This is a genomic window from Geodermatophilus sabuli (genome assembly GCF_900215145.1).
In the GTDB taxonomy this organism is placed as follows: Bacteria; Actinomycetota; Actinomycetes; order Mycobacteriales; family Geodermatophilaceae; genus Geodermatophilus; species Geodermatophilus sabuli.
The window spans coordinates 383344-397166 of sequence record NZ_OBDO01000005.1 but is presented as its reverse complement, the minus strand read 5'-3'; the positions used below and the strand labels follow the sequence as shown (position 1 = coordinate 397166).

General features: G+C 74.1%; 10 protein-coding genes and 1 tRNA gene. 5 read left to right on the top strand and 6 right to left on the bottom strand.

From position 1 onward, the window contains the following. From CRP39_RS14250 to CRP39_RS28065, 3 genes are all read left to right on the top strand, one after another. Positions 1-201: UDP-glucose/GDP-mannose dehydrogenase family protein (locus tag CRP39_RS14250; protein ID WP_245853862.1), on the top strand; the 201-nt coding region annotated here is incomplete at its 5' end. Then, on the top strand, positions 201-998 hold the full coding sequence (locus CRP39_RS14245; RefSeq protein WP_097206995.1) for an SGNH/GDSL hydrolase family protein: 798 nt from the start codon (positions 201-203) through the stop codon (positions 996-998). The genes CRP39_RS14250 and CRP39_RS14245, both read left to right, overlap by 1 nt. Before the next feature lie 197 nt (positions 999-1195). After that, positions 1196-5242, top strand: coding sequence for a PKD domain-containing protein (locus tag CRP39_RS28065; protein WP_216359739.1), 4047 nt, complete (start codon positions 1196-1198; stop codon positions 5240-5242). A 740-nt stretch (positions 5243-5982) separates the two neighbouring features. On the opposite strand, the gene CRP39_RS14225 is transcribed toward CRP39_RS28065, so the two are convergent. The 6 genes from CRP39_RS14225 to CRP39_RS14200 all read right to left on the bottom strand — a co-directional run bounded on the left by CRP39_RS14225 (position 5983) and on the right by CRP39_RS14200 (position 11904). Further along, complete coding sequence (locus CRP39_RS14225) at positions 5983-7467, bottom strand: sugar transferase (protein ID WP_245853861.1); 1485 nt, start codon at positions 7465-7467, stop codon at positions 5983-5985. A gap of 210 nt (positions 7468-7677) precedes the next feature. Further along, positions 7678-8319 (bottom strand): aminoacyl-tRNA hydrolase, encoded by a 642-nt coding sequence (gene pth / locus CRP39_RS14220; protein WP_097206994.1) that lies wholly within the window; start codon positions 8317-8319, stop codon positions 7678-7680. Positions 8320-8327: 8 nt separating this feature from the next. Further along, positions 8328-9032: a 50S ribosomal protein L25/general stress protein Ctc gene (locus CRP39_RS14215; RefSeq protein WP_097206993.1), complete on the bottom strand. Its 705-nt coding sequence runs from the start codon at positions 9030-9032 to the stop codon at positions 8328-8330. Between the two features lie 253 nt (positions 9033-9285). Continuing rightward, positions 9286-10266: a ribose-phosphate diphosphokinase gene (locus CRP39_RS14210; RefSeq protein ID WP_097206992.1), complete on the bottom strand. Its 981-nt coding sequence runs from the start codon at positions 10264-10266 to the stop codon at positions 9286-9288. 52 nt (positions 10267-10318) lie between these two features. Then, positions 10319-11797: a bifunctional UDP-N-acetylglucosamine diphosphorylase/glucosamine-1-phosphate N-acetyltransferase GlmU gene (glmU, locus tag CRP39_RS14205; protein WP_245853860.1), complete on the bottom strand. Its 1479-nt coding sequence runs from the start codon at positions 11795-11797 to the stop codon at positions 10319-10321. 34 nt (positions 11798-11831) lie between these two features. After that, positions 11832-11904 (bottom strand) — tRNA-Gln (locus CRP39_RS14200). Between the two features lie 205 nt (positions 11905-12109). Here CRP39_RS14200 and CRP39_RS14195 point away from each other — a divergent pair. After that, positions 12110-13096, top strand: a complete 987-nt coding sequence (locus tag CRP39_RS14195) for an acyl-CoA desaturase (RefSeq protein ID WP_216359738.1) — start codon at positions 12110-12112, stop codon at positions 13094-13096. 76 nt (positions 13097-13172) lie between these two features. Further along, a complete protein-coding gene (locus tag CRP39_RS14190) occupies positions 13173-13823 on the top strand; it encodes a TetR/AcrR family transcriptional regulator (protein WP_245853859.1) in 651 nt (216 codons plus the stop codon).

Sequence of the window (13823 nt, the reverse complement as noted above, 5' to 3'; positions counted from 1 at the left end):
GCCACCGCCGAGCAGGCCGCCGCGGGCGCCGACGCCGTGCTGCTGCTCACCGAGTGGCGCCAGTACCGCGACCTGGACCCCGTCGCCTTCGGCCGCGTCGTCGCGCAGAAGCGGATCCTGGACGGCCGCAACGCCCTCGACCGCGACGCCTGGACCACCGCCGGCTGGACCCACCGCGCCCTCGGCCGGAGAACCGACTGATGGGGGTGGCACGCGTCATCCCCGCCGACCGGAGCCGGAGCTCAGGAGGCGGGAGGTGGGACCGGCCGCCGGCCTGGGCCCTGGTCGCCATGGCGCTGTGCCTCGCCGGCCTGATCGCCCTCGGGCCGTCGGTCCTCCGGTCAGGCACGGTCCGGGCCGCGGGAGCGGCGGAGTCGACCGCCACGGCGACCCCTGCCGCTCCGCACCGGCCGACGGAGGTCCTGGTCGAGCGACCGGCCGACCGTCCGCTCCGCGTGCTGTTCATCGGGGACTCCCTCATGTGGGGCTCCTTCGCCAGCGACCCGAGCCTGACGTACCGGGCACTGGTCACGGCTGGGCTGTCCACCGAAGGGCCCGTCGACGCCGTCCTGGTCGGCGGCCCCGGCGAGAGCGCGGCCGAGGCCACGGAGGGCCTCACGGAGGTGACGGGACCGTTCGACCTGGTCTTCGTCGAGGTCGGCGCCAACGACTCGGTCGCCCTCACGCCGGCGCGCTTCAGCAGCGACTACGCGGCGCTGCTCGACGGCGTCCGCGCGCTGGCCCCCGACGCGGCGCTCGTGTGCGACGGCGTGTGGAACGGCCCGGACCTCGCGACGCCCCTCGACCGGGAACTGCGGCCCGTGTGCGCGGCGCGCGGCGGCGTCGTCGTGCCCTTGAGCCCGCTCTACGTCGACGAGACGCTGCGCGGCCCGGAGGGATCCCCCGTCCCCGGCGGTGGGGTCCGCGACCAGTTCCACCCCAACGACGCCGGCCACGCGGCCATCGCCGAGGCGATGCTGGCGGTCCTCGGCCTCTGAGCCGCCCGTCCCATCGGCCATCACTCGCAGTCGCGGCCGGGCGCGGGACACAGGTCGGAGGTCCCGAAGTCACCTCCTCGGGGGACGCGCCGCTCACGCTCCGTGACATAGCTTCCGTTCGGAGCAAGTCATCCGGGAGTCGGGACGCCGGTGGAGCGTCGCGCACGGGTCAGTGCAACAACGGGGGAGCAACACTCGTGCGTGCCACACGCAGGTTCGTCCTGATCGTCCTCGTCGCCCTCCTGTCGGTCGCCGGACTGGCCGTCAGCCCCGACCGGGCCTCCGCGGCGACGGGCGACCACGGCTACCAGGGCCCCTCCTACGCCGGTGCGACCCACGTCCCCACGTCGGACAAACCGCAGAGCAAGCTGTGGTTCGCGCAGGGCTCCTGGTGGGCCGACATGTTCGACACCGTCTCGCGGACCTGGCACATCTTCCGGCTGGACCGCTCGACCCAGCAGTGGATCGACACGGGCGTGCTGATCGACGACCGGCCGAACACGCTCGCCGATGTGCTCTGGGACGGCACGCACCTGTACGTCGCGTCCCACGTGGTGACCGTCTCCAGCGACACGAGTGCCACGCCGTCCCAGCCGAACAGCCCGGCCCGGCTCCACCGGTTCAGCTGGTCGGCCGACCGCGGGTACACGCGCGACGCGGGCTTCCCCGTCGACATCACCCAGTACTCCAGCGAGTCCCTCACCATCGACAAGGACACCACCGGCACGCTGTGGGCCACCTGGACGCAGGTCAGCGCCGCACCGGGCGGCGGACACACCAGTGCCGTCCACGTCAACTCGACCTCCGGCAGCGACAGCACCTGGGGAACCCCGTTCGTCGTCCCGGTGACCGGGTCGACCGTGTCGCCGGACGACATCTCCAGCGTGGTCGCCTTCGGCCGCAACCGGATCGGGCTGCTGTGGAGCAACCAGCTCGACGGCACCGTGTACTGGGCGGTCCACGACGACGGCGCTCCGCGCACCTCCTGGCGGGGCAGCCCGGCAGTCCGCGGGAACCGGCAGGCCGACGACCACCTCAACATCAAGGCGGTGCAGGCCGACACCTCCGGGCGCGTGTTCGCCGTGGTCAAGACCAGCCTGGACGGCTCGTCGACCGCCGTCCCCACCGACCCGCAGATCCGGCTGTTGAGCTTCAAGCCCGGCACCGGGGCCTGGTCGGCGACGACGGTGGGCACACTGGCCGACTGCCACACCCGGCCCCTGCTCCTCCTCGACGAGGGGCACCAGACCGTCCACGTCCTGGCGACGGCGCCCACCACCGGCGGCTGTCCCTTCGCCGGCGCACCCGGGACGATCTACGACAAGACGGCGCCGATGGCCGATCCGGTCTTCCCGGCCGGACGTGGCACCCCGGTGATACGCGACATCGCCTCGGCCAACATGAACGACGTCACCTCCACCAAGCAGAGCGTCACCGCGGCCAGCGGGATCGTCGTGCTGGCGAGCAACAAGGCCACCCAGCGCTACTGGCACGCCGACCTCGCGGCCCAGGCAGCGCCGCCCGTGGCGCCCACCGCCTCCTTCACCACCTCTGTGACATCGGGGCAGGCCCCGCTGCCGGTGCAGTTCACCGACACCTCCAGTGGCACCCCCACCTCCTGGGCGTGGGACTTCGGCGACGGCACCACCGCGACGACGCAGAACCCAGCTCACACCTACGCCGCCCCCGGCACGTACACCGTCACCCTCGCCGTCACGAACGCGGCCGGCTCGAGCACGCCGGCCACCGCCACCGTCACGGTGACCGCCGCGGCGACCGGTAGCGGCGTCGTCACCGCGGGCGCCTCGACCACCGCGGCCGGGACGACCGCCGGCACGGAGGTGACCATCCCCCGACCCGCGGAAGTGACCGCCGGGGCCGTGCTGGTCGCGCAGATCACCGCGGACGGCGCACCCACCATGGCCGGCGTACCCAGCGGCTGGACGGCGACGCTGACCAAGCCGCTGGCCCTCGGCAGCGGCGCCCGGGTGTTCGCCTACCACCGCATCGTCGGGGACCCCGCCACCGAACCGGCCGCCGCCACCTGGACCCTCTCCGCGGCCCAGAGGTGGGGCGGCGGCATGACGGCCTTCACCGGCGTGGATCCCGCCGCTCCCTTCGACACCCCGATCAGCACCGCGGTGGACAGCACGTATGCGGCCACCGCACTCACCGTGCCCGGCGTCACGACCGTCACCGACGGTGCCCTGCTCGTCGGCGGCCTCGGCCTGGACAACGTCACGGCCGGGGTCGGCGCGCCCAGCGCGTGGACCGAGGCCTGGGAGAGCACCGGGGCGCAGGTGTCGGAGCTGGCGCACCGTCAGACCTCCGCGGCCGGCTCCACCGGCGCTCTCACCTGGACCCTGAGCCGGGCGACGGCCGCAGGTGGCTGGGTGCGCGCGCTGCGCCCGGTGCCCGCGCCACCGGCGGCGTCCTTCACCTCCTCGGTGACCGAGGGACAGGCGCCGCTGGAGGTCCGGTTCACCGACACCTCGGCCGGCGGCCCCACCTCCTGGTCGTGGGACCTCGGCGACGGGACCACCTCCACCGCCCAGCACCCGACGCACACCTACACGGCGCCCGGCACCTACACGGTCAGGCTGACCGCGACCAACCCCCACGGTGCCAGCGCCCCCGCCACCGCCACGGTGACCGTCACGGCACCTCCGCCGTCGGGATCCGCGGGCATCTCGGTGGGCGGCTCGACGACCGCGGCCGGCATGGTGGCCGGAACCGGGGTGACGGTCCCCCGGCCCGCCGGCGTGGCCGCCGGGGACGTGCTCGTCGCCCAGATCACCGCGAACGGGGCTCCGTCCATGGCCGCCGTCCCGGCGGGGTGGACGTCGGTGCTGACGGCACCCGTCGCGGTGCACAGCGGCGCCCGCGTGTTCGTCTACCACCACGTGGTGGCCGGCCCGGCCGCCGAGCCGACGTCGTGGACGTGGCAGTTGTCCACGGCCCAGAAGTGGAACGCAGGGATGACCGCGTTCGCCGGGGTGGACAACGCCACCCCGTTCGAATCCCCGGCGAGCACCGCCGTCCAGTCCGGGTACACCACGCCCGGCCTGAGCGTGCCCGGTGTCACCACCAGCACGGCCGGCGCGATGGTCGTCGGCGGGATCGGGCTGGACAGCTCGGCCACCCCGGTGACCCCGCCGACCGGCTGGGCCGAGGCCTGGGAGAGCTCCGGCGCCCAGGTCGCGGAGCTGGCCCACCTCGCCCTGCCACAGGCCGGCGCCACCGGGCCGGCGACCTGGACCCTCGGCAAGAGCACTGCCTCCGGCGGCTGGCTCCGCGCGCTGCGGCCGGCGCCCGGGCCCACGACGCCGCCGCCGGGTCCGGCGGCGCCCAGGGCGTCCTTCACGAGCTCGGTGACCGGGGGCCAGGCGCCGCTGGAGGTCCGGTTCACCGACACCTCGGCCGGCGGCCCCACCTCCTGGTCGTGGGACCTCGGCGACGGGACCACCTCCACCGCCCAGCACCCGACGCACACCTACACGGCGCCCGGCACCTACACGGTCAGGCTGACCGCGGCCAACGCCGCTGGGAGCAGCGCCACCGCCGATGCGAGCATCACGGTCACGGCCACCACGCCGCCACCCGCCCGCGGGACGGTGACCGCCGGCGCCTCGGCGACGGCGGTGTCGACGACCGCCGCGGCCGACGTGACGATGCCCCGGCCCACCGGGCTGGCCGACGGCGACGTCCTGATCGCCCAGATCACCGCGGACAACGCCCCCTCGATGAGCAGTGTCCCGGCCGGGTGGACGCCGGTACTCGCTGCCCCGGTGTCCATCGGCAGCGGAGCACGGGTCTTCGTCTACTCCCGCATGGTGACCAGCCCGGCAACCGAGCCGGCCTCCTACACCTGGCGGTTGTCGGCCGCCCAGAAGTGGGGTGCCGTCGTGGGCAGCTTCCGCGGGGTCGACCGCACCACCGTCTTCGACACCGCGCCGGTGACCGCGGTCGACCGCACGTACACCGCGAGCAGCCTGACCCTCCCCGGCGTCACCACGGTGACCGAGGGGGCGATGCTGATCGGAGGCATCGGGCTGGACAGCTCCGCGGCCGGCATCGAACCGCCGACCGGCTGGGCCGAGGTCGGGGAGAGCAGCGGCGCCCAGACCGCCGAGCTGGCCCACCGCACGCCGGCCACCGTGGGTGCCAGCGGGAGTGCGACCTGGCGCCTGCCGAAGGCCACGGCCGTGGCCGGCTGGCTGGTGGCCCTGCGCCCGCCCGCCTGACCGCCCGGCTCGGCGGGCCCCTCCGTACGCCACCCGCCGAGCCGGCCGCTCGACCGACCTCCATCGGGAGCTCCCCGGCGCCATCCCAGCGGGACGCGGTCGGCGACTGACGTGGGTGCCCGACGCGGCCGCCGTCGACCCGGATCACCACCGGCCGGCTGCCCCCACCGGGAGCCGCGGGCACCCACCTCGTCGCCGGTCGTCCCAGCGACCTGGCGCCCGTCCGCGGAGCCGGCCAGGGCCATCGCGTGCCGGCCAGGGCCGCGGAGCCGGCCAGGGCCATCGCGTGCACCACCGGCTCGGGGACACAGCCGGGTCGCCGCCCTTCTCCGCTCCCCTCCCCCCTCTGCGGGCATCCGTGCTCGCGTCGGACGACCATCGGCAGCGCGCTGACTCGCGGCCCGCCCCCACCGCGGACCGACGAAGCGCGCGGACTGCGGGCCCACGGACTCGGCCGCCACCGGGTGACCTGGAGCTCCGGGAACCGGGGGCTCCCGCTCCTCGTCCCCTCCGCCGTCGACGGTCGGACGCGGCGCTCGCCGCCGACCAGCACGACGCCCTTCCGGTCGAGGCGGCCCCTCGCCGACGCGTCGCCAGGGCCACCGACCGGTCACGGACCGGGGCGCGGACCGGGGCGCGACGCGCTCATCCTCCGTCCGGACGTCGAACCGCAGACGCCGACGAGCCGGGTGCCCGTACCGACCGGCGTCGGTACGGGCACCCGGCTCGTCAGCGGTCGGTCAGTAGGCCCCGGACCGGCTCAGGACGGCGCGCGCGGTCTTGGCGAGGATGAGCAGGTCCATGGCCAGCGACCAGTTCTCGACGTACCGCAGGTCGAGGCGCACGGCCTCCTCCCACGGCAGGTCGCTGCGCCCGGACACCTGCCAGAGGCCGGTCAGACCCGGCTTCACGAGCAGCCGGCGGTGCACCGAGGTGTCGTAGCGGGCGACCTCGCCGGGCAGCGGCGGCCGCGGCCCGACCAGGGACATCGAGCCACCGAGGACGTTGAACAGCTGCGGGAGCTCGTCCAGCGACAGCCGACGGAGCAGCCGGCCCACCGGTGTGACGCGCGGGTCGATCCGCATCTTGAAGAGGAGGCCGTCGGAGATGTTGTGTCCCCGGAGCGCCTCGACCTGGCGGTCGGCATCGACGACCATGCTGCGGAACTTCAGCATGGTGAAGGACCGGCCGTTCACACCGACCCGTTCCTGGCGGTAGAGGACGGGGCCGGGGCTGCTGAGCTTGATCGCCGCGGCGATGGCCAGCAGGACGGGGGCGATCAGGACCAGGGCGAATCCCGCGACGGCGCGGTCCAAGCCGCCCTTGACCAGCCGGTGCCAGCCCTCGAACCGTGGCTGCTCGACCGACAGCAACGGCAGCCCCTCGAGCGGCCGGATGTGCAGCCGGGGGCCGGCGACCTCGACCAGGCCCGGGGCGACGAGCAGCTCGATGCCGGTGCCCTCCAGCTGCCACGACAGCTGGCGCAGGTACTGCGCGGCGGTCTCGCTGGCGGAGGTCACCGCGATGGTGTCGGCACCCAGCCGACCGGCCAGGGCGACGACCTCGTCCAGCCCGCCGACGGGCACGCCGACGTGCGCGGCCACGCGGCCCCGGTCGTCGGGGGTCACGCAGGCGGCCACGACCTCCAGGCCTGCGAGCCGCTCCCGGTCGAACCGGCTCACCAGCTCGAGGACGGGGGCGCCGCGGCCGACGACGACCACGCGCTTGGTGCACCGCCCCCGGGCCCGCAGGCCTCTGAGGACCGCGCGGGCCCCCCAGCGGCCGAGGAGGGTGGCGAGGGTCAGCGCCGGGACGGCGACGACGACCAGCGCGCGACTCAGGTCGAGCGCGGCGGCGTAGGACACGAAACCGGCGACGGCGAGGAGCAGGAAGCCGGCCTTGCCGACGGCGCGGTACTCGTCGCTGCCGGTGCCGAAGACCCGTTCCGAGTGGGCGCCGGTCGCCTGGAGGAGCACCGGCCAGGCGATGACCAGCAGGAGCGCTGCCCAGAACAGCGGCGTGGACGGCGAGAGGCCATCCGGCCGCACGGCCAGGACCGCGGCCGCAGCGACGGCGGCGGCGACGATCTCCGAGCACCGGAGGGCGAAGGAGTACCGACGGGCCCACGTCGGCCGGCCCAGGCGAGGCCGGACCTCGACGACGGCATCGGCGACCGACGGCCGGGATGCCGTCCCGAGCCGGACGCTGGAGTGATCGAGCAGCACGGTTTCCCCCGAACGCGCGTGACAATGCGTAGCCGAGGTCGCGCAGGCAGGGGCAGTGACAACTGCGTCACCATGGAGTTCCCCCGTCGAGGACGCTCGGCGTCCAGGGCAACAATCACAAAGAGTCACCGCAGGTTCAATGTCGTGCCCGCTGATTCACCCGATCGGGAGGGGCGTGCACCACCTTCCGTCACCGGTCGAGGGGACGCCTCAGGTCCGGGGGTGGACGACGTTCTGCGCGCCCTCGAGACCGCGGGTCAGGAGTTCCTCGGTCGCGTCGGCCGCCTCGGCGACCAGGAGGTCGAGCTCCTTGCGCTCGGTGGCCGAGAAGTCCTTGAGCACGAAGTCGGCGGGGTCCTGGCGACCGGGCGGGCGGCCGATGCCGACGCGCACCCGGAGGTAGTCCTTCGTCCCGGTGGAGCGGGAGATCGAGCGGAGACCGTTGTGGCCCCCCTCGCCGCCGCCGCGCTTGAGCCGCACGCTGGCGAAGGGGATGTCGAGCTCGTCGTGCAGCACCACCAGGTCGGTGGCCGGGATGGAGTGGTAGTCCAGCAGGCCACGGACGGGGCCGCCGGACTCGTTCATGTACGTGGTGGGGCGGGCCAGCACGACCCGCCGGCCCGCCAGCCGGCCCTCACCGATCAGCGTGCGGGCCCGCTTGCCCTTGCCGGGCGACAGCCGGATGCCGCCGCGGTCAGCGAGCTCGTCGAGCACCATCGCGCCGACGTTGTGGCGGTTGCCGGCGTAGGAGGGACCGGGGTTGCCGAGGCCGACGACGAGGAAGGGGCCCTCGGAGACGGCCGCAGGGGCGCCGGCGTCGCCGGCGCCCCTGCGGGTCGTGTTCTCGGTCAGCGGGGACCTCAGCCCTTCTCGGCGGAGTCCATCGACTCGCCGCTGCCCTGGTCCTGCGGCTCGGCGACGACGTCGCCCTCGCCGGTGCCCTCCTCGGCCGGCGCGGACTCCTCGCGCTCGATGCCGGCCTCGGACTCGGCCTCGGCCAGCTCGGCCTCGAGGGCCTCGGCGGTCGGGGCGCCCAGGAAGCCGATGACGAGCGCCTCGGGGTCGGTGATCAGCGATGCGCCCGAGGGCAGCACGAGGTCGCCCGCGGCGATGTTCTGCCCGGCGGTGTGGCCGGTGATGTCGACCTCGATCGACTCGGGCAGGTTGGTGGCGTCGGCCTCGATCGAGACGGTGTTCAGCTGGTGGTTCGGGATCGAGTCGATGCCCGGCTCGCCGACGATGACGATCGGGACCTCGACGGTCGTCCGCTCACCGCGGCGCACCAGCAGCAGGTCGACGTGCTCGTACTGGCGGGTCAGCGGGTCACGCTGCACGGCCTTGGTGAGCGCGAGCTCGTCCTTGCCGTCCAGGGCGATGGTCAGCAGGGCGTTGGCGCCGCCGTTGCGCAGCGCCGCGGCGAACTCGCGCGACGGCAGGGACAGGTGCACGACGTCCTGGCCGTGCCCGTAGAGGACGGCGGGGATGCGACCGGCCCGGCGGGTGCGGCGGGCGCTGCCCTTGCCGAACTCGGTGCGGGCCTCGGCGACGAGGCGGAAGTCAGCCACGGTGGTGTGCTCCTCGGGAGGTGGTCGGTGTCTGTGGCCGGCGCGCGGCGCGGCACACCCGACCGGGGGCTGCACCCCCGGAGAGCGTGGCACGTCGATCACGGAGTACGGATGGACCGTCTCCCTCGCCGGGCAACCCCATCAGAGTACCCGACCGGCGCGCAGTGCCCCGCGAGCCGTCGGTCTCCGCGAGGACCGACGACCCCAGGGGTGGGCACGGCACCTGGCCGCGGTGCGGTCCGGAGGACCGCAGTCACGAGGCGCCGTCGAAGAGGCTCGTGACGGAGCCGTCCTCGAAGACCTCCTTGATCGCCCGCGCCAGCAGCGGGGCGATGGAGAGCACGGTGAGCTTGTCGAAGTGACGGGCGGGGTCGATGGGCAGCGTGTTGGTCACGATGACCTCGCTGACCCGGCTGTTCTTCAGCCGGTCCACCGCCGGCCCGGACAGGACGCCGTGGGTGGCGGTGACGATGACGTCGGCGGCGCCGGCCTCGAAGAGCGTCTCGGCGGCCTTCACGATCGTGCCGCCGGTGTCGATCATGTCGTCGACCAGGATGCAGACCCGGCCCTCGACCTCGCCGACGACGCGGTTGGCCACGACCTCGTTGGGGCGCATCGGGTCGCGGGTCTTGTGGATGAAGGCCAGCGGGGTGCCACCCAGCTTGTCGGTCCAGCGCTCGGCGACGCGCACCCGGCCGGAGTCCGGGGAGACGACGGTGATGTCGCGGTCGCCCCACCGCTCGCACACGTGCTTGACGAGCAGGTCGAGGGCGAACAGGTGGTCGACCGGCCCGTCGAAGAAGCCCTGGACCTGCGCGGTGTGCAGGTCCACGGTCATCAGCCGGTCCGCACCGGCGGTCTTGAACAGGTCCGCGACGAGGCGGGCGGAGATCGGCTCGCGGCCGCGGTGCTTCTTGTCCTGGCGGGCGTAGGGGAAGAACGGCGCGACGACGGTGATGCGCTTGGCCGAGGCCCGCTTGAGGGCGTCGACCATGATCAGCTGCTCCATGAGCCAGGTGTTGATCGGCGCGGTGTGGCTCTGCACGACGAAGGCGTCGCAGCCACGTACGGACTCTTCGAAGCGGACGAACAGCTCGCCGTTGGCGAACTCGTAGGCCGCCGTCGGGGTGGGGGTCACGCCGAGGTGGCCGGCGATCTCGTCGGTCAGCTCCGGGTAGGCCCGGCCGGAGAACAGCATCAGGCTCTTGCTGGTGGTCTGCCGGATGGCGCTCATCGGCTCAACTGCCCCTATGGTCGTCGTCGCTGGGAAAAGGCCGTCGACCGGCCTACTCGGACGCCTTCGTTCGAGTGTCGGCCGCTCCGGCGGCCTCCGCATCCCCGGCCGCCTCCGCAGCCTTCGCCGCGGCCGTCCCAGGACGCCGCCGGCGCACCCAGCCTGCCACATTCCGCTGGGGTGACCGCGCCACGGCCATGGCGCCCGGGGGGACGTCGGTCACGATGACCGACCCGGCCGCGGTGTACGCGCCGTCGCCGACGGTGACCGGGGCCACGAGCATGGTGTCGGAGCCGATCCGCACGTGGTCGCCGATGGTCGTGCGGTGTTTGGCCACGCCGTCGTAGTTCACGAACACCGTGGCCGCGCCGATGTTCGCGCCCTCGCCGATCGTGGCGTCGCCGACGTAGGACAGGTGCGGCACCTTGGACCCCTCACCGACGTCGGCGTTCTTCGTCTCGACGAAGGCCCCCACCTTGGCGCCGCGTCCCAGCCGGGTGCCCGGGCGCAGGTAGCTGAACGGGCCGACGGTGGACTCCGCGCCGATCACCGCACCCAGGACGTGCGACCGGACGACGGACGCCCCCTCTCCCACCTCGGTGTCGCGCAGCGTGCTGTCGGGCCCGACGACGGCGCCGGTCGCCACCGACGTCGCCCCCTGCAACTGGACGCCGGGCTCGAGCACCGCGTCGGGGGCGACGCTGACGGTGACGTCGACCCAGGTGGTGGCGGGGTCGACGACGGTGACGCCGGAGCGCATGAGCTCGTCCAGCACCCGGTCGTTGAGGGTGCGCCGGCGCGCGGCCAGCTCCCGGCGGTCGTTGCAGCCGAGCACGTCGTCGGGGTCCTCGGCGCGCACGCCGCCGACCCGTCCGCCCTCGGCGACCAGCAGGCCGAGGACGTCGGTGAGGTACTGCTCGCCCTGGTCGTTGTCCTCGCCGAGCGACGCGAGCGACCGGCGCAGGGCCGCGGAGTCGCCGACGTAGAGGCCGGCGTTGATCTCCCGCAGGGCGCGCTGCTCCGAGGTGGCGTCGCGCTCCTCGACGATGGCCCGCACCGCGCCGTCGGCGTCCCGCACGATCCGGCCGAGGCCGGTGGGGTCCTCGACCTCGGCGGTCAGGACGGTCAGCACGTTGCCGGCGGCCTGGTGGGCCTGGACCAGGGCGGTGACGGTCTCCGGCCGCAGCAGCGGCGCGTCCCCGTTGACCAGCAGCACCGCCCCCTCGATCGCCGGGACGGCGGCCAGCGCGACGGCGGCCGCGTGCCCGGAGCCGCGCTGCTTCTCCTGGAACACCGGACGGGCGGCGGGGGCGACCTCGGCGAGGTGCTGCTCGACGGTCTCGCGGCCGGCGCCGACGACCACGACCGTGTGCTCGGCCGCGAGCGGCGCCGCGGCGGCGAGCACGTGACCGAGCATGCTGCGCCCGCCGAGGGGGTGCAGCACCTTGGGCAGTGCCGACTTCATGCGCGTGCCCTGCCCGGCGGCGAGGACGACGACGGCGGCGACGGACGGCGGGGGCGGAACGGTCACGGATCTCCTCGTGCCTCGGGGCAGGACAGCGTTGCTGGGGGACTCGGACTCGAACCGAGACTTCCCGGCTCCAAAGGCCGGCGGGCTGCCGATTACCCCATCCCCCACTGCGGGCGTCACCGGTGCACCGGCGACGCGGACACCGGTTCGGCGTCCCCCGGAAGACTAGGGCGCTCCGGGAACGGAGGCACCGCCCGGCCGGGTGGTCTAACAGGCGCAGTTCCCTACGGTGTCGTAGGTTACGGCCTCCCAACCCGGTTCCGCGCCGCCCCGACCTGGGCGCTCGCGGGCCGACGACGCCCAGGAGGCCGCTTGTCCGCGCCCGCTCTCACCCGGCCCACGGCACCGCCGCGCACCGCCGACCCCGACGCCGGTCTGCCGGCGAACGCGCTCGGCGACGAGAAGGGTGCGCTGGAGCAGATCACGCTCTACGTGTTCGTGATCGTGCCGTTCCTGGCGCTGGCCGCGGTGGTGCCCGCCGTCTGGGGGTGGGGCCTGTCCTGGCTGGACGTCGGCCTCGCCGTCGGCTTCTACCACCTGACCCTCCTGGGCGTGACCGTCGGCTACCACCGGCACTTCACCCACGGGTCGTTCAAGGCCACCCGGCCGCTGCGCATCGCGCTGGCGGTGGCCGGGTGCATGGCCATCCAGGGGCCGGTGGTCCAGTGGGTGGCCGACCACCGGCGGCACCACGCCTTCTCCGACCGCGCGGGCGACCCGCACTCCCCCTGGCGCTACGGGACCGACGCGCGGGCGCTGCTCAAGGGCATGTGGCACGCCCACCTCGGCTGGCTGTTCGACCGCCGGCAGACCAACCCGGAGCGCTACGCACCCGACCTGCTCAAGGACGTCGCGCTGCGCCGCACCAGCCGGCTGTTCATCGTCTGGGCCTTCCTGAGCCTCGCCCTGCCGGCGGTCATCGGCGGCCTGGTCACCCAGAGCTGGGCCGGCGCCTGGTCGGCGTTCTTCTGGGCCGGCCTGGTGCGGGTGGCGCTGCTGCACCACGTGACCTGGTCGATCAACTCCGTCTGCCACGTCGTCGGCAGCCGCCCGTTCACCTCGCGGGACCGGGCGACCAACTTCTGGCCGCTGGCGCTGCTCAGCGGCGGCGAGTCGTGGCACAACCTGCACCACGCCGACCCCACCTGCGCCCGCCACGGCGTGCTGCGCGGGCAGGTCGACATCAGCGCCCGCGTCATCTGGGTCTTCGAGAAGCTGGGCTGGGCACACAGCGTGAAGTGGCCCGACCCCGTCCGACTGGCCGCCAAGCGGCGGGTCCCCGCTCCGGCCGCGTCCTGAAGAACACCCCGTCCCCCTCACCCTTCGCAGGCTCGGGGGGCGAGGCTCCGGACGCGGCGGGAGCACGATGGGAGCCGTGAGCGACACGGCGCGGCCCCGGGTCCGCATGACGGGTGTCCAGCGGCGCCAGCAGCTGCTGGACGTCGGCCGGGAGCTGTTCGCGCAGCGGGGCTACGAGGCCACCTCCATCGAGGAGCTGGCCGCGCGGGCCGACGTCAGCAAGCCGGTCGTCTACGAGCACTTCGGCGGCAAGGACGGCCTCTACGCCGTCGTCGTCGACCGGGAGATGCAGCGGCTGCTCGACCGCTTCACCTCGGCGCTGGCCGAGGGCGGCTCCCCGCGGGAGCTGCTGGAGCGGGCGGCGCTGGTCCTGCTGGACTACATCGAGGAGGACACCGACGGGTTCCGGGTGCTCTCCCGGGACTCGCCGGCGACCGGCGTCTCCGGTGGCACCTACTCCTCGCTGATCGGCGAGGTCGCCCGCAAGGTGGAGCACATCCTCGGCGCGCAGTTCGACGCTCGCGGGTACGACCGGCAGCTGGCCGAGCTGTACAGCCAGGCGCTGGTCGGCATGGTGGCGCTGGTCGGCCAGTGGTGGCTGGGCACCCGCTCTCCGGGCAAGCAGGAGGTCGCCGCCCACCTGGTCAACCTCTCCTACAACGGCCTGGCCCACCTGGAGGCGGCTCCCGGACTCGTCAGCCGGCCGGCGGGAGACCCGGGGCCGTAG

Bases quoted from the DNA above. Each gene is read 5' to 3' on its own strand.
- CRP39_RS14245 (WP_097206995.1), top strand. From the start codon at position 201: ATGGGGGTGGCACGCGTCATCCCCGCCGACCGGAGCCGGAGCTCAGGA.
- CRP39_RS14210 (WP_097206992.1), bottom strand. From the start codon at position 10,266: ATGAGCGCCATCCGGCAGACCACCAGCAAGAGCCTGATGCTGTTCTCC.